Genomic DNA, 20,522 nt, shown 5'->3' on the forward strand with positions numbered 1-20,522 from the left:
GGGCGCAATGAAGCGATATCTGGCGGGGCGCATCGGGCAGGCGGCATTGGTGCTGTGGGCGGCCTTTACCCTGTCGTTCCTCCTGCTGCAGGTGCTGCCGGGCGATGCGATCCTGATCAAATTCCAGAACCCGGACATGGGGCTGAGCCCGGCGCAGATCGCCGACATGCGCGCGGCCTATGGCGCGGATGTCCCCTTGTGGCGGCAGTATCTGCATACCCTGGGCAGCGTGCTGCATGGCGATTTGGGCTTCTCAATGCAGGCCGGGGTGCCGGTTACCGCGCTGCTGGCGGCTAATCTGCCCGCCACGCTGCAGTTGGCGGTACTGGGCTTTGCGGTGGCGTTGCTGCTGGCGCTGATTATCGCTTTTGCTTCCAACCTGACCGGCTTCGGCTGGCTGCGTTCGGCGCTGCAGATGCTGCCGTCGCTGTTCGTTTCAGTGCCCACCTTTTGGCTGGGCATTGTGCTGATTCAGCTCTTTTCGTTCCGCCTGAAGCTGATCCCGATCATTAACCCCGGCGAGTGGCAGGGGTTGATTTTGCCGATCGCGACGCTGGCGCTGCCGCTCTCTGCGCCGCTGGCGCAAATTCTGATCCGCAGCATCGATGCGGTGCAAACCCAGCCGTTCGTCGCGGTGGCGAGGGCCAAGGGCGCCAGCCGCAGCGGGGTGCTATGGCGGCATGTGGCGCGCAACGCCATGCTGCCGGCGCTGACCATCGCCGGCATGCTGTTCGGCGAACTGATCGCCGGGGCGCTGATCACCGAAACCGTGTTTGGCCGCAGCGGCCTGGGGCAATTGACCCAGCAAGCGGTGGTCAACCAGGACGTGGCGGTGCTGCAGGCGATAGTGCTGATCTCGGCCACCGCTTTCGTCATCATCAATTTGCTGGTGGATCTGCTGTTCCCACTGCTGGATCCGCGGCTGAAAACCCAGGCAGGAGCATCCCTATGAGCAGTATCTCCTTTGAAAAAGCCACGGTTCCGGAGCGCGATCTGTCCGGCGCTGAAAGTGAAGGCGCGCTGCCCGCCAGTCGTCCGAGCCGCCGCCGTGTCCCCCTGACGCTTTTGCTGGCCTGGGCGGTCATTGCGCTGGTGGTGCTGTGGGCGTTGGCGCCGCAGCTGTTTACCGCCTACAGCGGCACCGAAGGCATTGCCGGCGCGCAGCGGCTGGCGCCCGGCGGTGACCATTGGCTTGGCACCGATCAGCTGGGACGCGACCTGTATGCGCGCATGGTGTACGGCGCGTCGCAAACCCTGGCCGGCGCGGTAGTGGCGGTGGCGCTGGGGTTGGTGTTCGGCACCGCGCTCGGCCTGATCGCCGGTGCGTTGGGCGGCGTGGCGGACGACGCGGTGATGCGCGTCGTCGATGTGCTGTTGTCGATCCCCGGCCTGCTGCTGTCGCTGAGCATTATCATCCTGCTTGGTTTCGGTACGGTCAACGCCGCCATCGCGGTGGGTGTCACTTCAGTTGCCAACTTTGCCCGTCTGGCACGGGCGGAAGTGGTGCGAGTGCGGCACAGCGATTACGTTGAAGCGGCCTACGGCAGCGGCGGTAGCTTTTGGGCGGTGCTGTGGCGGCATATCCTGCCGAACTCGCTGACTTCGGTGATCGCCTTCTCGGCGCTGCAGTTCGGCAGCGCGATCCTGGCGATCGCCACCCTGAGTTTCCTCGGTTACGGCACTCCGCCGCCAACCCCGGAATGGGGGCTACTGATCGCCGAAGGGCGCAACTACATTTCCACCGCCTGGTGGCTGACCACCGTCCCGGGCATTGTGGTAGTGGCGGTAGTGTTGGCGGCTAACCACATCAGCCGTTCGCTGGGAGGAAAAGCGCGATGAGCATGCAAGCGGCATGGCAACGGGCGGCGCGGCCGCCGGTACTGGCGCTGGACAAGGTTTCCATCGCCTATGAGGGCAACGAAGGCAGGCGAAGGGTGGTGCATGAGGTGTCGTTCACGATTGAGCCGGGCGAGGTGGTGGCGCTGGTTGGCGAATCCGGTTCCGGCAAAACCACCACGGCGCAGGCGATCATCGGCTTGCTGGCCGACAACGGCCACCTTGAACAGGGCACCATCCGGCTGCACGGTACCGATATCGCCGGCTGGTCATCGCGGCGGCTGGATGCGGTGAGAGGGGCGCAAATCAGCCTGATCCCGCAAGATCCCGCCAGCTCGCTCAACCCGGTAAAAACCATCGGCGAGCAGGTGGCGGAGATCGTCAATATTCACCGCCGGTTGCCGCGCGCGCAGGTACAACAGCGGGTGACGGAACTGTTGACCCGCGTCGGGCTGACGCACCCGGAACTGCGGGCGCGCCAGTTTCCGCATCAACTTTCCGGCGGCATGAAGCAGCGGGTATTGATCGCCATCGCCATTGCGCTGCAGCCGGCGTTGATCATTGCCGACGAACCGAGCAGCGCGCTGGACGTGACGGTGCAAAAACGCATTCTCGATCTGATCGACGAGCTGCGGCGCGAATTTGGCACTGCAGTGTTGCTGGTGACGCACGATTTGGGCGTGGCGGCGGAACGCGCCGATCGACTGCTGGTGTTCCGCCACGGCCGGGTGCAGGAACAGGGGGCTACCGCCGAGGTGCTGCGCGCGCCTGCCAGCGCATACACCCGCAAACTGTTTGCCGATGTGCCTTCATTGAGCGGCGCCGTTGCGCCGCCGCCGAAACGCAGCGGGCAGCCGCCGGCGATCGTGGTTCAGGCGCTGGTGAAGGATTTTCGGCTGTCCGGCGGCCAGGGGTTCCGCGCGCTGGATAGTGTGTCGTTTAGCGTGCCGCGCGGCACCACCCATGCGTTGGTAGGAGAGTCCGGGTCGGGCAAAAGCACGCTGGCGCGTTGCCTGCTGGGCTTCGAGCGGCCGGATGCCGGGCAGATCCTGATCGACGGCGTCAACGTTATCGGTCTCAGGGGCGAAGCGCTGCGTCAGTTTCGGCAGCGCATTCAGCTGGTTTATCAGAATCCGTTCAGCTCGCTCGATCCCAAACAGACTCTCTATCGGGTGATTGAAGAACCGCTGCTGAATTTCGCGCCGATCGGCAAACCGGAGCGCGATCGGCGGGTGCGTGAGCTGTTCGAACGGGTTGCGCTGCCGCCCGATTTGCTGAACCGCAGGCCGCACGAGTTGTCCGGCGGCCAGCGTCAGCGGGTGGCGATTGCCCGCGCGCTGGTGCTGCAACCGCGAATATTGGTATTGGATGAGGCCACGTCGGCGCTCGACGTCACGGTGCAGGCGCAGATCCTGCATTTGTTGCAAGAGTTGCAGCAGGAGCGGGACCTGACCTACCTGTTTATTTCTCACGATCTGGCGACGGTGCGGCGGATTTCGCACAGCGTTTCGGTATTGCACCGCGGTGAACGGGTGGACGGCGGCGCCACCGCCGAGCTGTTCGCCATGCCGGGGAGCGATTACACCCGTCAATTGATCGCCGCCATTCCCGGCCGCGCATCGCATGCCGGACAGCCAAAATTCGAGGAGGCGATATGAGCGGAAAAAGACTCGGTTTCTTCACCCGATTGCTGGATCAGGGCAGCGCGCAGGAGCGCTACCGGCTGGCGATCGAACAGATCGTGCACGCCGAACGAGCCGGGTTCGACACCGCTTGGGTGGCGCAGCACCACTTTCATGCTGATGAGGGCGGTCTGCCATCACCGCTGGTGTTTTTGGCGCAGGCGGCGGCACGCACCCGCCGTATCCGGCTGGGCACCGGGGTGATCACGTTGCCGATGGAGTCGGCGCTGCGGGTGGCGGAAGACACTGCGGTGCTGGATCTGTTGTCCGACGGCAGACTGGAGGTGGGCGTGGCCGGCGGCGGCACGCCGTCTTCTTTCGCCGCTTTCGGTCTCGACGCCGGTCAGCGCAACACGGCATTCGCCGAGAATTTGCGCACGTTGCTGAGTGCCTGGCGCGCAGAGGCGTTGGGCGGCGAAGACAACCGGCTGTACCCGGCGGCGCCGCAGCTGGCGCAACGTGTCTGGCAGGCCACGTTCTCGGTGGAAGGGGGGGAACGGGCAGGCCGCGCCGGTGACGGCCTGATGCTGTCGCGCACGCAGCCGCGCCCCGCGGACGCGCCTGACCTGCCGCTGGACGAACTGCAGAATCCGATCATTGACGCTTATCTGGCGGCGCTGCCGCCAGGGGTGGCACCGCGCATCATGGGGTCGCGCACCGCGTTTGTCAGCGAGAACGGCCAGCAGGCGCGCGACTTCGCCACGGCCGGGTTGAGCCGTGGGCTGGAGCGTATGCGCGCCAGCGGCCACCGGTTGGCCGATACGTCGCTCGACGGCCTGATCCGCGCTTTCGACGTGCACTTGGGCACGCCAGATCAGGTGATAGCCTCGCTGCAACGGGACAGCGCGCTGGCGCGCGTCACCGATCTGGCGTTTCAGGTGCACTCTATCGATCCACCGCACGCCCATATTCTGCGTTCTATCGATCTTATCGCCCGCCACGTGGCCCCTGAACTGGGCTGGCGGCGCGGCACGCCTGCCGCTGCTTATGAATATCACGTTGAGGAAAAGCTATGACGACATTATCGCACCAGGTCGATCTGCTGGCCGAACTGGCCGAGATTGCACCGGATTCCACGCTGGCGCAGGCCAGAGCCACCCGTCAGGCGGCGACCGATGCCGTTCAGTCCAGCTATCTGGCGCTGTTTGCGCCTGCGGACGCCGGCGATTTTCCGCTGGCGCAGCGGCTGCGCTTGGCTCAGCGCATCAGTGAATGGCACGGCGAGCCGCGCTTGGCCGCGCACTACGCTGCTCTGCTGGAACGTCAGGGCGACGCGCCGGAAGACGAGCGGCTGCCGGTGGCGTTGGCGCATGCAGAACGTTTGGCGTTTCAACCGGCCAACGCCAACGCCCAGCACTTGCAGGCGCTGCGGCAGGCCGGCTGGTCGCTGGACGCCATCGTCACATTGTCGCAGTTAATCGCCTTTGTCAGTTTCCAAAGCCGCTTACTGCGGGGCTACCGGCTGTTGGGCGGCAAGACGGACGACGCTGCGGCGCATCAGCCGGTAACGGCCGGCCGCTGGCGTACGGAGCGCACGACGCGAGGCGGCCGTCACGCGCCGCCGGCGTTTACCCGGCAAGAACTGGGGTGGGAGCCGTGGATCGCCGCCAAACCGTTGGCGGAATTCGATGACGCCGGCCGGGCGTTGCTAGAGCGGTTTGGCCACGCCGATTCCGATTACTTCCGCCTGTTGGCGCGCAACCATCCGGTGCTGGAACAACGCACGCTGGCGGACCGGGCGATTTTTTATACCTCCGGCGGGTTGGCGCGGCAGGATCGCGAGCTGGCGGCAACGGTCGCCAGCAAGGTGAACGGCTGCATCTACTGTGCCTCGGTGCATGCGCGCAAGGCGGCGCAGCTGTCGAAGCGCGAAGCCGAGATAGATCGGTTGCTGGCGGTGGCGCCGGGCGGCGCGTTGAGCCAGGGGCAGGATGACGCCTGGCAAGCGCAGATAACCTTTGCCGCCGCACTATCCGCAACGCCGCCGCAGGCCGACGCCGGGCAGCTGGCGGCGTTGCGCGCTCAGGGCCTGGATGAGCTGGCGCTGTTGGATTTGGTGCAGGCGACGGCGTTTTTTGCCTGGGCCAACCGGTTGATGTTGACGCTGGGCGAACCTTATCTCTGATCCTCTTAACCGTTCAGGCGGCAGCGCCGTTGGCTGCCGCCTGAACGCGCTCGGGTATTGCCATTGACGTTATTGTTACGCGCTGTAACAGTTTCTCACCAGATTAACATTTTGACGCATCTTTTGCCGATACGCAGACAGATAATTCAAATTACAAAAATTGCCCGACTAAACGAATATTTAGATACTCGCTGGGCAGCCTGGCCAGTGCTGACACGTTTTTAAATTCTGAGCATACAGAAAGATGCCTCTGTAGGTATCGTCACGCACTCTGGACAGGACATCGCCACCATGGGCTCTTTTTTTAAGCAGATCTACCGCTATTCCCACGCGCGCCCTTATCGGCATAACGAAAACCTCTGGCCCTACGTGAAGATCGCGCGCGGCGAAGGCGGTGAAATCGCCGCCTTATGGTACAAGCACCGGGCGGTGCCGATCGTCCCGCTGAGCGAACTGCGCAGCAGTTGCCGGGGAGAGGTGCTGCTGACGGCTACCGGCCCGTCGGTGAAGGCGCTGCGCTTCGAAAATATTCCCGCCATGCCCGCCATCGGGGTCAACGGCGCCTATTTTCTGCATCGGCAGGTGGATTTTCGCTTCTACGTCATCGTGGACATGGGGTTTATCGACAGCCGCCCAGAGATCGTGCGCGACGTCATTCAACGGCCTGAGCTGACGCTGTTCACCACCGTGCACGGCGTGGCGCGCATTCTCGATCGCTTTGGCCCGGCGGCGATCGGTTGCCGATTGGCGATCGTCGAAGACGCGGCCTGCAAGATTTACCGCCCTCGGATCGACAGCGGCGCGCTGTGGGATCACTACTGCCGGGAAAACGGCGTGGTCTTTGCCGCCGAGAGCCGCATGCTCGGCTTTAGCCAGGATATCCGCTGCGGCATTTTCGATGCCGGCACCGTGGCCTATTGGGCGCTGCAAATCATCGCCTATCTCGGCTTCAGGCAGCTGTTTATCGCCGGACTGGACATGAACAACTTCCACCAGCCGCGCTTTTACGAAACCGAGCAGGATCGCTTGCCGACGTTCCTGGCGGACAAGGTGGCGTCGCTGGTGATCCCCGCTTTTCGACACGCCGGCGCGATCATGAAAAAGCAGCAGATCGCGATTAAAAACCTCTCCCTGCACAGCGCTATCGGCAGCGATATCTTCGAGAAGGTGGACGGCAATGTTTACTTTCAGCAAGCCTGAGCGGTGTTATCGCTTCGGCAGCGCGCTGTTTTTAGCCTTCGCGTTTTTCAGCGCGATCTTTTGCGGGCAGACCCGCGTCAACAACCTGTTTCATTTGGCGGCGCTGCTGTGGCTGGCCGCCGTGTTCACCTGGCCGCCGCTGCGGCGGCAGCTGTGGGCCAATCGTCAGGCGCGCTGGGGCGGCGGGCTGGCGCTGATGTTTTTGCTTTATTATTCCCTCAGTGCGCTGTGGGGCGAGACGCCGGGCGACATGCCGTCGGCCCTGACCCACAGCGCCTATATTCTGCTCTATCTCGCCTGGCTGGTGACGCTGCTCGACGGTGAGCGGCGTCATCAACTGCTGTGGGCGATGCTGGCCGGCATGACGGCGCTGTGCCTGTATCTGACGCTGGTAGACGCCCCGTCGATTTATCATCTGCGGGAAACCACCGCCCGCAATCCGGGGCCGAGCAACGTGATCGATCTGGCCGGTTACGCCGCCATCGCCATTTTGTTGAGCCTGATGATTTTCCGCGATACCGGGCAAAAAGCGGCGCTGTGCTTTATCCCGCCGCTGCTGGCATTCATGGTGCTGACGCAAAGCCGCGGCCCGCTGATCGCACTGGCGCTCGCGGTGGTAGTGGCGATGCCTTATCGACACCGGCCGGGACGGTGGCTGTGGTTTCTGTTGCCCGGTGTGCTGGCTGTGGTTCTTGTCGTCGTTTACAGCGCGATCGGCGAAATGTTGCTGACGCGTTTTGGCGAGCTGTATCAACAGAGCTTTGTTCGCATCAGCATCTGGCGCCACAGCCTGGCGCTGATCGGACAGGCGCCGTTCTTCGGCTACGGCTTTGATAAGCAGCTTAACTTTCTCAATTACACCGGCGAGCTGAACCACACCACGCACAGCCTGTACCTCGGCGCGTTGCTGAAGGGCGGCTGCGTGGGTTTCCTGCTGCTGCTGGCGCTGCTGGGATATGGCGCGCGGCTCGCCATCGCGCACTGGCGCGCAGGGCGGCGTTGGGAAGCGGCCATGTTTCTGTTTATGCTGGTGTTCTACAGTTCGCAGGGCATGTTTGTGATCGCCAATCCGGCGGAGTTTTGGTACCTGTTTTGGCTGCCGCTGGCGATGCTGCTGTCGCAGCCTAAGCGGTTGCCGATCAGGGGTGTACCGGCGGTAACGCCGCCAGGGTCTTCTCCAGCACCTGTTCCGCCGCGATGAGGCTGAGCGGTTGGCTGCGCTGGGCCGTATCCAGCGCGGCGCTATCAACCGGCACGTGCATCACCTGATGCCGCTCGCTGTCCTGATAGGGGCCGGTATGCCGCGGGTTAGCGGTGACGAACAGGCTGACGGTGGCGGTTTTCAACGCCACGGCGAGGTGAAGCGGGCCGGTATCGCCGGTCACCAGCACCTGCAGATTGGCGATGGTCGCCAGCAGTTGCGGTAACGTGGTCGCGCCGATATGGCTTACCACCCGCTGTTGCTGTTCCTCACTCAAACCCGCCATAAATTCCCGCTCGAGGCTGCGCTCCGCCTTGCTGCCAATCAACTCGATCTGGCAGTCGGGGGAGTGCGCCAGCAGCCGTTGCGCCAGCTGAACAAAGCGTTCGACCGGCCAACGACGCAGCGTTTCGGAGGCGCCCATCTGAAAGCCGATCGGGATCTTGCCCGTCGGTTTCGCCAGTGCGGGTAGGGCGACCGGGATGAACATGTCAGGATTGTCGGTACGGCATCCCAATTGCCCCACCATATCCAGCTTGCGCTGAATCAAATGGCCGCCGGTGCTGCGGCTGACGCCGGTCAGCCAGCGTTCCATGCCGCTCGGTTTGTTGCCATAAATGTCTTTGAACAGGTATTGGCAGCCGGCGGTGATGGCGACCAGCACGTCATAAGGCGCCTTCGAGTGCAGGATGACCGCCAGCTGCGGCCGGTTTTTTCGCAGGCGCCGGATAACGCCCAACATGTCTTTAGCCTTATGATCCCAGTAAATTACGTTATGAAAGCAGGGGCTGCCTTCGACCAGCTGCCGGTTTTTGTGGCTGGAGACCAACGTGATTTGCGCACCGGGATAGCGCTCACACAGTGCGCGGATGGCGGGCGTATTGAACATCAGATCGCCGAGGGCACTGGTGGAGAAAATCACGATGCGTTCAAAGGATTGCTGCGGATCGAAGCTCGCTGCGGGCCGGAAATTGCCCGCGATGCGGGTATAGAGACGCAAACCGGCGTTGGCCGCCGCTATTTTCCACTGTTTAGACATTGCCGTTCGCTTCCGCTTGAGTTCGGTGGCCACCGTCTGGCGCCGCGTCGTATCATACAAGCGCGGCCACGGCAGGCCAATGGCCCGCAACAGATTGCGACAGATGCTAACGTTATGCTTGCAATTGCCTTCGGGCGCCGCCGGTCAGGCGCGAAGAAAATCCTGCCAGCGTCGTACCAGATAGTTATGTTCATCCATCACGGAATTCCAGACGGCAATGTGACTCATGCGCTGCTCATAGCTGCCGCCATCGCGGATTTCCCCCTTAGCGATGAGCGGGTTGCCGTAAGCGTCCGGCAAATCTTCACTGGCGGCTTTGCCTGCATACCAGTAATCCCATTCGGCGGCAGACAGGTAAGGCCGGCTGCGCTGAGGATTGGAAATATAGTATCCCTGCCTGGCCATCACTGCGCCCGGCCATCCGGATTGCCACCAGTTAAGGTAAGCATAGGCGGCGTCGAGTGTTTTACCGGTGGCGCAGCGTGAAAGCGACAGACCGCCATACCAGGCGCGGTAGCCTTCACGCGGCGTCGCCAGCCGGTAATCTTTTTGCCGCGAGTGATGACGAAAATACGTTGGCGCCCACAGGCTTTGGATATTGACGCGCGGATCGTCAATCAATCGGCAGGCTTCGTCCTGGCTGGTCCAGAATGCGGCGAAGTGCCCCTGGCGATGCAGCAGGGACAGCGCGTCGGTCAGGCTGTCTATCTCCTCCAGACTGAGGTTGCCAACGTTGGCGAAACGCGCGAGCCCTGCGCCTTGCGCAGCCAGAGCCGCATCCAGTCCGCCCATCGCCGCATCGTCCTGCAGCGCCGACTGGCCGGAAAATGCCGGATGCAGCAACCATCCCCAGCTTTCTTCTTCTTCGTGCAGCGCGGGCGGCAAGCGAGCTTCATGATAGGCGAAGCTGTCGGCGTTATGCGTCAGCGGCAGCATGCTGATGTGATCGGTGGGCCGGCTGTTCAGACTACGGTCATGTTGCACATACAGGCGGTTTACCGGCACGCTGCCGTCACCCAACCGCCCACCGGGAAACAGGGCGCCGAGTTTAGGTAAATCGTTAATCTCGTCCCAGTAAGCCAACCTCTTAATCTCCAACGGCTGGATGGCTCGCGCCGGCCAGACAAAATCCACGTTGTGAAACCATTGGTCGTAGAGATCGTAACGCTCCGGGTGCATAACGGCGATACGCTGGGCGTCTTGCACATCGTGAATGTGATATTCGATATGCAATCCCAGATCCTGCTCTGCCCGTTGACGCAACAGTTCGAGCAAGGTCACCGAAGTACCCAATACCCGTAACGTGGGGCGACCGCGGGGTGAAGGTGTCGAGGTCATGAGGTGGCAGCTCCGTCAAAGGGGAGCCATCAGAAGGATGGCTGCGTAAAAGGGTGTAGAAAACGTTGAAAAGCGTTCTGCAGCCGCTTGGGGTCAAGGCCGCGCAGAATGAAGACCAACTGCGTGCGTCGCCGGCCGTCCGGCCAGGCGGCAAGATGTTCCGGGGGATGCAGACTGTGCTGCACGCCGTGGATCACCACCGGCGTATCGCTTTCCAGCACGTTCAGCATGCCTTTTATCCGCAGTATAGATTGTCCGTGGCAATGCAGCAGCATCGACAGCCAGACGGTGAAAGCCGACCAGTTTATCTGTTGCTCGAAGGTGATGATACAGGTCTCGGTGGTAGGGTGCGTCTGCTGCCCAGGCTTGCTGTAAGGTGTTGCCCCCTGTTTGGCCGGAACGGCCGGCCAACGCCGAAAACGCGTAGGCACCTGAGGGGAGCATGGGGTATCGAACAGGCTGAGATCGCTATTGGCCAATTGATGACTCATGGCGGTTTGCGCGAGCGGATTCAATTGCTGCAGGTACGCCAGTAACGCAGGCCCTTCGCCGGCCGGCACACGATCGGTCTTACTCAGCACCAGCCAGTCGGCGGCGCTGACCTGGGCCAACCATTCGGGATGATGGTTGGCTTGCTGCCAGGCATGTTCGCTGTCGATCAGCGTGACCATGGTACCGGGGGTGAAATGGTACTGTAACTGCCGGTCTTGCAGCAATGTGGCAAATATCGGTGCCGGATCCGCCAGGCCGGTGGTTTCCAGGATCACTTTGCTGAATGGCGGCACCTCGCCACGTTGACGGCGTTCATACAGCGCCAACAGCGCCTGTTTCAACTCGCCGCGGATCGCGCAGCAGACGCATCCTCCGGGCAACAGCACGGTGTCCGGTGCGATCTCCCCCAGCAGCAAATGGTCGATGCCGACCTCACCGAATTCGTTGACCAGCAGAGCGACATCATCCAGGTTCTGCCCTGCCAGCAAACGTTGAAGCAAGGTGGTTTTGCCGCTGCCCAGGAAACCGCTCAACACGTGTACCGGCAGTTTATCTTCTGGGCTCATGGCGCCTCCGCAGAGATGAGGGCGGTGAGATAGCGTTCATCGAGCGGGTCAATCGGCCGTTTCAGCAGCCGTTCGGCCTCTTGCCAAAGCTGATCCAGGCGGGTAACGATCGCCTGCTGTCCGGTAGCGCCGGCCAGTAGCCAACTGCTGCCGTGGATATCGCTTAGCGTCAGCTTTAAGGGGGCCAGAGCGCGATTCAGTATCGCCAGCTGTTGCAGCCGACGCTGGCGCATGGGCAAGTCAGAATGTCGCAACGGATCGCTCCATTGCGGCGTGTCGTTCAATAGTCCGCAGAGTCCGCACATCGTTCGGGGTTCTCCTATCAAGGCATCACATCGCCGGCGTTGGGCCCCAGCGTTTGGCCGACAAACAGGTTGCCGCCCGGCTCACTGGCCAGCAGCAGCGCCACCGGCGCGATTTCCTCGACCAGGCCGAACCGTCCCAGCGGCAGCTCATTTGCTTTGGCCTCTTTCCAGGCATCGCTGATGCCGGCCACCAACGGGGTCTTGATCGGGCCGGGTGCAATGGCGTTTACCAGCACATTGTTGCAGGCGACTTCAAGCGCCAGCGACTTGGTGAAGCCGATCACCCCGGCCTTGGCGGCGGCATAGTGGCTCAGTTCGGCGCCGCCTTTAATGCCCAATTGCGACGCGATATTGATGATGCGGCCCCAGCGTTGTCGGCGCATATAAGGCAGTGCGTGCTGCGAAGCGAGGAAAACGCTGCGCAGATCGACCGCCATCATCTCGTCCCACATCTCCAGCGTCAGTTCGCTGCAGGGCGCCTGGGTAAGCAGGCCGGCGTTATTAACCAGAATGTCGATACCGCCTAACCGTTGCAGGCAGGCCTCCACGCCCCGTCGGGCGCCGTCCGGTTTGCCGACGTCGGCGACAGTGCCATGGCAGGTTGCGCCCTCAGCCCGACAGCGTTCGACGATAACGTTCAGCCCGGTGCCGTCGCGGTCGCTCAGCATCAGCGCTGCCCCCTCCCTGGCAAACAACAGGGCAATCGCGGCGCCTATGCCGCTGGCGGCGCCGGTGATCGTTGCGCGGCGGTGTTTCAGCATCATATTTTCCTCCCCGCTCACTCTGGCCAGCGAACCGTCAGGCCGCCGTCGATAATCAGGCTTTGTCCGGTGATGTACGAGGCCTCGTCGCTGGTCAAGAAACGTATCAGGGCGGCGACCTCCTGCGGCCGTCCTACGCGTCCCAGCGGAATGCCTCGTGCGGCTTTGGCCAGGCCCGCCGGCCCCAGCGAGTGGGTTTCATCCAGCGACTGCGGCGTTTCAATCAAACCGGGGATCACCGCGTTGCAGCGAATGCCGCGTGGGGCCAATTCCACCGCCAGTGAACGACAGATGCCGGGGATGCCGGCTTTAGCGGCGGCGTAGTGAGCATGATCTTGCCAGCCGTAGACCCCACCGGCGATGGAAGATACCGCCACCAGGCTGCCGCCGCCGCGCATCTGGCCGATCGCCGCGCGAAACAGTCGCATCACGCCGCTGAGATCAACATTGAGCATTTCGTGCCACTGTTGGTCGCTCATCTCTTCCAGCGGTGAGCGGCGCAGCAGGCCGGCGTTGGCCACCGCATAATCGACGCGGCCGAAGTGTTCTGCCGCGCGCAGGGCAAAGGCTTCCACCGAGGCGGTGGAGGCCACGTCCAATTCCAGCCACAAGGCATCACCGCCGGCGTTGGCGACGCGCTCCGCCGCTTGCCGATAGTCGTGCGGATCCTGGGGAAAATAGCCGGCGGCGATCCTGATGCCACGGCGGGCATACTCTTCCGCCAGGGTCAATCCTATGCCACTGGCCGCACCGCTGATCAGCGCCACCGGTTGAGATGAAGATAATTTTTCAGTCATAAACGATTCCTCGAACATGAGGGGGCTCCCCCCCCTCGAGCACTTAGTGCACGCTGTGCGGCGCCACATGGCGGGCGAACAGCATGATGACGCCGGAAGCGAAGCAGGGTACGGCGCCGAACCACAGCGCGGCGGTTTGCCAGTGGCCGCCGTCGCTGAGTACGGTGGTGGTACCGATGCCGGCGATAATGGCGCCGATCGGCCCCATCGCGCCGATCAGCGCGCCGGCCGTGGCGCGGATGGCGGTAGGGAAGCTTTCGCTGATGAAAAACAGCGCCGCCGCATAGGGGCCGATCAGAAAGAACAAACCGATGCTGTACAGCGCGACGATCGTCGGGAGGTTGCTGGGGCAGAAAAGCATCACGGCGAATGACACCCCGCCGATCATCCAGCCGACGGCGATGGTATTGCGGCGACCGAAACGATCGCCCAACCAGCCGTGCGTCAGGTAGCCGCAATAGCCCACCAGGTTGGACAGCACCAGAATCAGCAGCGAGTTGGCGAAGGAGACGCTGTGCACTTTAGTAAGAACCGTAGTGCCGAGCACGCTGAAGATTTGGATAGCGAACCAGTTGATCAGCACGGCACCGCCCAGCACCAATGTGGCGCGCAGCGAAGCTCCGCGGAATGCGGCTGACAGCCCGGCCTGCTGATGAGCGTCATAATCGACCTGGTAATCGCGAGCGACCTGCCGAGCTTGCTCGATATCACCGAGATGGCGCAGTTGATGAATGTGCTGGTGGATTTGAAACTGCGGAGTCTCTTTCAGTTTCAACGCCAGCAACGCGATGATAAACGACGGCAGCGCGGCGAAAATAAAACTGCCTTGCCAGCCTATGATCGGCATCAGCAATGCCGTCAGCGCCGAAGCGACCAGCGCGCCGACCGGCCAGCCGCCCTGGACCAGACTGTAGATGAATCCCTTGCGGCGATTGAGGGCCGGATCGTCGAGAGCGGCGTAGATCTCGGTGAGGTAGGTGGCGTTAACGGTTTGTTCCGCGTAACCGAGCCCGGCTACGGAACGGATGCCGATCAGCGCGCCTTTCCCCCAGGCACCGCCGATCGCAGTCAGCAGCGAGCAAACGGCGGCTCCACCGACGGTAACGACGATGCCCAGCCGCCGGCCGAGTTTGTCGACCAACGGGCCGATAGCCAGCGCGATGATCGCGCCGCCTACCGCCACCCAGGTGGCCAGTTCGGCCTGTTCTACTTCGCTCCAGCCAAAGTGATCGCCGATTTCCGGCAGCAATGTGCCGAAAAGAATGAAATCATAGACGGCGAAGACCCAGGCGAAGAAAGCGATCCATGTTGCGAATTTGGCGTCCCTGATGGTTAATTGCTGGGGTTGCCAGCCGTTGACCGTTGTCTTTTTATAGAGGCTCATGTTTGCTGTCACTCATGCGGTGGAAAGCGGCAGTTTCAGACTTTGCGCGGTATGCGGCGCAGGTAGTCGTCGGCGATTTCATCAAAGGTCACGAAGCGAACCCCTTGATGGCTCTGGATGTGTTTGATCAAGCGTTCCAACATCAACAGCACCTGCGGGCGGCCGGAGACGTCGGGGTGGATGGTCATGGTGAAGACGGCGTAGTCGTGCTCGCGGTAGACCCAGTCGAACTGATCGCGCCACATCTCTTCGAGATGGCGAGGGTTGACGAAGCCGTGGCTGTTGGGGGATTTTTTGATGAACATCATGGGCGGCAAATCGTCCAGATACCAGTTGGCTGGGATCTCCACCAAATCGGTCTCTTCACCGCGCACCAGCGGTTTCATCCAGCTGTCGGGATGCTGGCTGTAGTTGATGCGGGTCCAGCTGTCGCCGACGCGGACATAATAAGGGTGGAAGTCGTTGTGCATCAGGCTGTGGTCATACTTGATGCCTTTCTTCAACAACAGTTCGTTAGTGACGTTGCTGAACTCCCACCAGGGCGCGACATAGCCGGTAGGGCGCTTGCCGGATAATTGTGTCACCAGCTCAATACAGCGATCGAGGATTGCCTCTTCTTGCGCCGGGGTCATGGCGATCGGGTTTTCGTGGCTGTAGCCATGCACGCCGATTTCATGCCCGGCATCTGCGACTGCTTTCATCTGTGCCGGGAAGGTTTCGATGGAGTGGCCGGGAATAAACCAGGTAGTGCGCAGGTTGTGATCGGCGAACAGCTTAAGCAAGCGCGGCGCACCTACCTCACCGGCAAACATACCGCGTGAAATATCGTCGGGTGAATCTTCGCCGCCGTAAGACCCCAGCCAACCGGCAACGGCGTCCACATCGACGCCGAATGCGCAAAGTATTTCTTTAGCCATGTTGTTATCTCCTGAGTGTGCGAACAATCGCGAGAGCCGGCCGCAACAGCAGCGGCCTGCGTGGGTTAATTCTGTTGCGTCAACCGATATTCGATACTGAGAGCCATCCGGAGCAGACGCTCATCGTCGCCGGCAGGCAGCGACAGCAGTACGCTGGTCGCCAGACCATCGCCATCATGGCCGGCAGGCATGGCAATCCCCGGCATGTCCAGCAGGCTGCCGGGCATGGTGAGCCGCAACGTGGCCAGATTGGCTTGGGCAAACAGCGCAGCGTCGTTTTCCAGTGCGGCCAGCGGAGGGGCAACGTGGGCGACGGTCGGCGTTATCAGCAGCGCACCGGCCAATTCATCGTGCATTTGCTGCTGCCAGCCGGCGCGCTGGCGCAAAAACTGCGCCAGCAGATCGGCGGGGAGCGTTTCCGCCGCCAGTAAGCGGCTGCGCACGCGCGGATCCATACTCTCGGCCAAGGGGCTGTGCAGACGTTCCCGATGCTGTTCCAGCGCTTCTGCGGCGCCCGGCCACCCTCGTTCGGCTACCCAGATGAGCGCCTGACGCAGCATGGCGACCGGGCGCTCATCAATATGTGCGCCGGCCGCGCTCAGGCGCGTCAGAGCAGCCTGCAAATTTTGACGGACTGCAGGTTGTACGTGCGGATCGTGCAAGACATCGGGATCGACCCGCAGCGTTATGCCCGTGAGCGGATAGGGCGACAGCGGATGGGACGCGGGTACCAGCACCCGATCGAAAGCGATCGCGTCGCGAACGCTGCGGCAGAGGGGGCCGAGGGTATCCAGGCTGGGGGATAACGGAAAAACGCCGCGTCGACTATAGCGTTGGCTACTGCTGCGGTAGCCAATCAGTCCGTGAAAGGCGGCGGGTATGCGAACGGAACCGGCGGTATCGGTCGCCATGGCTATGGGGACGATACCGCGTGTGACCGCGCTGGCCGAACCGCTGGACGATCCGCCTGGTGCGCGAGCCGTACCGTGGCGATCCAAGAGCGCAGGGGTGCCAAAATGTGGGTTGAGGCCAAGACCGGAATAGGCGAACTCGCTGAGATTGGTTTTGCCGATGCTGACCAGCCCGGCCTTCTGAAGCTGCGCGATCGTCGCCGCATCGTGTGTCGCCGGCGGGGCGGTGGCTAGGGTCGCGGAACCGGCGCTGGTCTGCGTTGCGGCCATATCGAGCAGATCTTTCACGGCCATGGGAATCCCGTCCAGCTCGCTGAGCGGCGCATTGCTGCGCCAACGCCGGGTCGCTTCAGCCGCTTCGCGACGGGCGCGATCCGGGGTCAGGCAGATGAAAACCGTTGGCGCTTCGGCGGCTGATGACAAAGCGTGTTCCACGAGTTCGCTCGGTGTCAGCGTTCCTTCGCGAAACGCGCTCGTCAGCTGGATGGCATCAGGGAAGGCATGCCCAGGGGTGTGATTCATAGGATGACCTTAAAATGTATCTTTTATTAAAATATACATTTTAAGGTAGCAAGCTGAATGCCAGGTTGTCATTACCATTGGTTAAAATTCGTGCTGAGTTGTGATCGAAATGATAAATAACGTGTTATTTAAGCTGAAAATGGTGATGGGGGGCACGTTTTTCGTTGGTCTAGCACGGTATTGAAAATGTATTTTTATTTAAATTAGCCGTTATGGTGCATGCCGGGGGGCAATTGCCCTTAGGAAGGGCAATGACGGGATAAGAACGAGTGAGCGCCAATTTGGTGGGTGGAGTGTGCCATAATGCCAGTCACTCCATGGGGAACGGTGGTTGAGTGACGAGCTAATGGAAAAAACGAGAGTGGAGAAAAGCAGCGGTGAAACACGCGCCGGCGCGCGTTATGAAATGATCCGACAAACCCTGGATGAGGCCATTCGTGCGGGGTCGGTGCCCGCAGGGTTGGTATTGCTTGAAGGGCCGCTGGCGGACATGTTCGGTACCAGCAGGGTGCCGGTTCGCAAAGCGTTGGGGCTGCTCCATCAAGAGGGGCTGATAGCGCGTTTCGAAGGCCGAGGTTTCATCGTGACGCCTGAAGGGGGCGAAGTAGAGCCGCAGCGTTTGCCGCTTAACCGAGCCGTGTTGGGATTGTGCCCGCAGGAAGAATTGGTGGATACCCGTAGCACGAGTGAGAAGGTATTCAGCGATTTGCAGGAGGCGTTGTCTACCTGCATGGTGTTTGGTCACTACCAGGTCAATGAAGCCAGCGCGGCGGAATTTTATAATGTCAGCCGCAGCGCCATTCGCGAAGCGTTGATGAGACTGCGCGATCAAGGGCTGGTAGAGAAAGAGCCCTATGCGCAATGGCTGGCCGGGCCACTCACCGCCCGAGAAATCACCGATCATTATGAAATTCGGGCCTGTCTGGAGCCCGCCGCCTTGCTCAAGGCGGCACCCCATCTCTCGCGCCAGCATGTGTTAGACAGCCTGGAACGCCTGACTCAGCTGGAACAAGGCACATTTTCCCTGGCGAGCCTGGAGCGGGTAGAGGAAGACTTGCATATTCATTGTCTGGCGCCGGCGGGGAATAAAACCCTGCTGGGGGTGTTGCGTCAAAGCCAGTCGCCGCTCATCGTCACGCGTATTTTCTACGATATGCTGGGGATTAAGATTGAGGAAGCGATGTTGAATGAACACCGCCTGGTGTTGCAGATGTTGTTACAGGGCGCTAACGACGCGGCTGCGCTGGGGTTGCAGGAGCATCTGCGCCGCGCACAGATGCGTACCTTGCAACGGCTGAAGGTCATTTCGGTATTGCCGGAACCCGCCTTGCCGCCTTACCTGTTGCGGCTAAGCTAGGTCTACGGTCGCGTTTATTCCGCCCGGGCCTGCGCGGGGCGGCCGATCTCGCCGCGCCGGAGCCTCCGGCGAGAGGGAGTCACATCGGCCAAACCGCCTCGCGCACGGCGATCGCTCTGGGCAGCAGCCCGAGGGCGTAGAAGCGGTCGGCGATGCTTTGCTGCTGGCGGATCACCTGTAAATCCATGGCGCGAACCTCGTGGCTGCGGCGCGACAGCGCGAGTTCCAGTGAGGCGCTCGCCAGCCCCAGTTCGTTGGAAAGGTGACGAGCGGCTTCTCTCGGCTGCGCGGCGATGTAGCGGCCGGTGTGCTGCAGCGCCTGCATCAGCGGCCGCAACAGATCGTCCGAACGCTCGGCGAAGCCGCGGCGCGCCAGGTAGAATTGCTGATTGAGCACCCGCTGGGTGCCGTCGGCGAGCACGCGCAGTTCCCCGTTGCGCTGCGCGTCGCTGAGCAGCGGATCCCACATCATCCAGGCGTCTACCGCCTGCAGGTCGGTCGCCGACAGCGGATACTTCGGCGGCGCGTAGACGATACGCACGTCGTTCAACGTCAATCCCTGTTCGTCCAGCATCTGCAACAATAAATAGTGCACGTTGGAGCCTTTGTTGAGCGCGATGCGTTTGCCGCGCAGATCGGCGGCGCTGCGTATTGGGCTGTCTTGCGGCACCACCATCGCCACGCTCTGCGGCGCAGGCGGCTCAAAACCGACGTACACCAGCGCATTGCCCTGTGCCTGGGCGAAGATCGGCGGCACTTCGCCGGTGGTGCCGAAGTCTATCTCATCGCCGTCGAGCGCGTGCAGCAGCTGCGGCCCGGCGGGAAACTCGCTCCACAACACGCTGATGCGCTGTGTGGCGAAGAGCTGTTCCAGGCTTTGCCGCGCCTTGAGCACCCCGAGGTTGCCGAACTTTTGATAGCCGATGCGCAGTTCGCGTTCGGGCAGAGACGCTGCGGCGATGGCCGGTGAATGTGCGGGTGCGCCGGCGCTGCGACGGCGCGGTTTGATCAGACCAAGATGTGCCAAATGGGTGCGCAGGGTATTGCGGCTGACGCCAAGCAACGCCGCCGCTTGCAGCTGGTTGCCGCCGCTGCTTTCGAAGGCGTTGCGCACCAGCGCATCCAGCACCCGTTGGTAAAGCTGTGCGCTGTCGCCTTGCAACTGCCGCTGCACAAAGCGGTCGATGGCGTCGTCACTGCTGCCGTCGTTATCCGTCAGGCGATGGGTGAGCTGCAGTTGCTGCGGTGCGATCGCCCCCTCCTGGCTCAGCAAGACCGCATTATGCAGCGTGTTCTCCAGCTCGCGCACGTTGCCAGGCCAAGGGTAGTCCAGCAGCGCCTGCTGCGCTTCCGCCGTCAACCGCGGCAGTGGCCGTTCCAGACGGCGGGCGTACAGCGCAAGAAAATGTCTGGCCAGCACCGGAATATCCTCCGGCCGCTGGCGCAAGGGCGGTAAAGTCACCGCCGCCACGTTCAGGCGGTAATAGAGATCTTCACGGAACCGCCGTTGGCGAATCGCGCCGGCCAGATCGACGTGGGTGGCGGCGATGACCCGCACATCGATCTTCAGCGGTTTGCGCGAACCGACGCGGGTGATCTCCCTTTCCTGCAGCACGCGCAGCAGCTTGACCTGCAGCGACAGGTTCAACTCGCCGATCTCGTCCAGCAGCAGGGTGCCGCCTTCCGCCGCTTCGAACCAGCCCTGATGAGTGCCGACGGCGCCGGTGAAGGCGCCTTTCTCATGGCCGAACAGTTCGGCTTCCGCCAGGCTTTCCGTCAGCGCGCCGCAGTTGACCGCCAGGAAAGGTTGATGGCGGCGCGCGCTGTGGTGGTGCAGATAGCGCGCCACCACTTCTTTGCCGGTGCCGGTTTCACCGACGATCAGCACGGTGGCGTCGGTGGGAGCCAGCCGATCGAGCACGCTTTGCAGAGCGAGCGACGCCGGATCGATCAGCACCGGCTTGTCGGCGGCGAACGGTTGGGGATCGTACATGGGCGTCTCCTGTCTACGACGATGGGAAAAAAATCTTATCCCAGCCAATGGGCAGCCGCGAGAGGATAAAAGGCGCACGGTGCTGCATTGGCAACA

18 protein-coding genes are annotated in these 20,522 nt (G+C 62.1%); 8 read left to right on the forward strand and 10 right to left on the reverse strand.

The annotated features are described in order from the left end of the window. Nucleotides 1–7: 7 nt before the first annotated feature. The 7 genes from WA302_RS11550 (at nt 8) to WA302_RS11580 (ending at nt 8,044) form a co-directional block, all read left to right on the forward strand. On the forward strand, nt 8–952 hold the full coding sequence (locus tag WA302_RS11550; RefSeq protein WP_261456492.1) for an ABC transporter permease: 945 nt from the start codon (nt 8–10) through the stop codon (nt 950–952). Beyond that, nucleotides 949–1,839: an ABC transporter permease gene (locus tag WA302_RS11555; RefSeq protein ID WP_261456491.1), complete on the forward strand. Its 891-nt coding sequence runs from the start codon at nt 949–951 to the stop codon at nt 1,837–1,839. Before WA302_RS11550 ends, WA302_RS11555 begins: the two co-directional genes overlap by 4 nt. Next, nucleotides 1,836–3,494, forward strand: coding sequence for a dipeptide ABC transporter ATP-binding protein (locus WA302_RS11560; protein WP_049295943.1), 1,659 nt, complete (start codon nt 1,836–1,838; stop codon nt 3,492–3,494). The genes WA302_RS11555 and WA302_RS11560 overlap by 4 nt, the downstream gene beginning before the upstream one ends. Then, complete coding sequence (locus WA302_RS11565; protein WP_043143170.1) at nt 3,491–4,534, forward strand: putative FMN-dependent luciferase-like monooxygenase; 1,044 nt, start codon at nt 3,491–3,493, stop codon at nt 4,532–4,534. The genes WA302_RS11560 and WA302_RS11565 overlap by 4 nt, the downstream gene beginning before the upstream one ends. Continuing rightward, nucleotides 4,531–5,643 carry an alkylhydroperoxidase domain protein gene (locus tag WA302_RS11570; RefSeq protein ID WP_151429209.1) on the forward strand — a complete coding sequence of 371 codons (1,113 nt, stop codon included), beginning with the start codon at nt 4,531–4,533 and terminating at the stop codon, nt 5,641–5,643. The genes WA302_RS11565 and WA302_RS11570 overlap by 4 nt, the downstream gene beginning before the upstream one ends. A 291-nt stretch (nt 5,644–5,934) precedes the next feature. Then, nucleotides 5,935–6,843, forward strand: coding sequence for a sugar glycosyltransferase (locus tag WA302_RS11575; protein WP_025303440.1), 909 nt, complete (start codon nt 5,935–5,937; stop codon nt 6,841–6,843). Continuing rightward, entirely contained in the window at nt 6,821–8,044 is a 1,224-nt protein-coding gene (locus WA302_RS11580; protein ID WP_060447885.1) for an O-antigen ligase family protein, read from the forward strand. Before WA302_RS11575 ends, WA302_RS11580 begins: the two co-directional genes overlap by 23 nt. Here WA302_RS11580 and WA302_RS11585 read toward each other — a convergent pair. The 9 genes from WA302_RS11585 to WA302_RS11625 all read right to left on the reverse strand — a co-directional run bounded on the left by WA302_RS11585 (nt 7,983) and on the right by WA302_RS11625 (nt 17,076). Then, nucleotides 7,983–9,083: a glycosyltransferase family 9 protein gene (locus tag WA302_RS11585; RefSeq protein WP_261456489.1), complete on the reverse strand. Its 1,101-nt coding sequence runs from the start codon at nt 9,081–9,083 to the stop codon at nt 7,983–7,985. The two genes, WA302_RS11580 and WA302_RS11585, sit on opposite strands and share 62 nt — an antisense overlap. A 144-nt stretch (nt 9,084–9,227) precedes the next feature. Then, nucleotides 9,228–10,421, reverse strand: coding sequence for an ABC transporter substrate-binding protein (locus WA302_RS11590; RefSeq protein WP_025303437.1), 1,194 nt, complete (start codon nt 10,419–10,421; stop codon nt 9,228–9,230). Between the two features lie 29 nt (nt 10,422–10,450). Next, entirely contained in the window at nt 10,451–11,479 is a 1,029-nt protein-coding gene (locus WA302_RS11595) for a CobW family GTP-binding protein (protein WP_261456488.1), read from the reverse strand. Beyond that, the gene (locus tag WA302_RS11600) at nt 11,476–11,733 is read right to left on the reverse strand and encodes a hypothetical protein (protein WP_225735623.1); all 258 of its coding nucleotides are present in this window, start codon (nt 11,731–11,733) and stop codon (nt 11,476–11,478) included. The genes WA302_RS11595 and WA302_RS11600 overlap by 4 nt, the downstream gene beginning before the upstream one ends. A gap of 68 nt (nt 11,734–11,801) precedes the next feature. Continuing rightward, the gene (locus WA302_RS11605) at nt 11,802–12,548 is read right to left on the reverse strand and encodes an SDR family NAD(P)-dependent oxidoreductase (RefSeq protein ID WP_261456487.1); all 747 of its coding nucleotides are present in this window, start codon (nt 12,546–12,548) and stop codon (nt 11,802–11,804) included. A 14-nt stretch (nt 12,549–12,562) separates the two neighbouring features. Continuing rightward, nucleotides 12,563–13,342: an SDR family NAD(P)-dependent oxidoreductase gene (locus WA302_RS11610; RefSeq protein WP_025303433.1), complete on the reverse strand. Its 780-nt coding sequence runs from the start codon at nt 13,340–13,342 to the stop codon at nt 12,563–12,565. Between the two features lie 43 nt (nt 13,343–13,385). Then, nucleotides 13,386–14,726: an MFS transporter gene (locus WA302_RS11615; protein WP_060447883.1), complete on the reverse strand. Its 1,341-nt coding sequence runs from the start codon at nt 14,724–14,726 to the stop codon at nt 13,386–13,388. Nucleotides 14,727–14,761: 35 nt separating this feature from the next. Then, nucleotides 14,762–15,643, reverse strand: coding sequence for a polysaccharide deacetylase family protein (locus WA302_RS11620; RefSeq protein WP_127146057.1), 882 nt, complete (start codon nt 15,641–15,643; stop codon nt 14,762–14,764). Between the two features lie 65 nt (nt 15,644–15,708). Beyond that, a complete protein-coding gene (locus WA302_RS11625; protein WP_261456485.1) occupies nt 15,709–17,076 on the reverse strand; it encodes an amidase in 1,368 nt (455 codons plus the stop codon). A gap of 346 nt (nt 17,077–17,422) precedes the next feature. On the opposite strand from WA302_RS11625, the gene WA302_RS11630 reads away from it, so the two are divergent. After that, the gene (locus WA302_RS11630) at nt 17,423–18,433 is read left to right on the forward strand and encodes a GntR family transcriptional regulator (RefSeq protein ID WP_025303427.1); all 1,011 of its coding nucleotides are present in this window, start codon (nt 17,423–17,425) and stop codon (nt 18,431–18,433) included. Between the two features lie 79 nt (nt 18,434–18,512). Here WA302_RS11630 and WA302_RS11635 read toward each other — a convergent pair whose 3' ends face one another. Next, nucleotides 18,513–20,426 carry an aliphatic sulfonate ABC transporter substrate-binding protein gene (locus WA302_RS11635; protein ID WP_060433514.1) on the reverse strand — a complete coding sequence of 638 codons (1,914 nt, stop codon included), beginning with the start codon at nt 20,424–20,426 and terminating at the stop codon, nt 18,513–18,515. Nucleotides 20,427–20,522 lie beyond the last annotated feature (96 nt).

The organism is Serratia sp. 201, from assembly GCF_037027545.1.
Taxonomy (GTDB): Bacteria; Pseudomonadota; Gammaproteobacteria; order Enterobacterales; family Enterobacteriaceae; genus Serratia; species Serratia bockelmannii.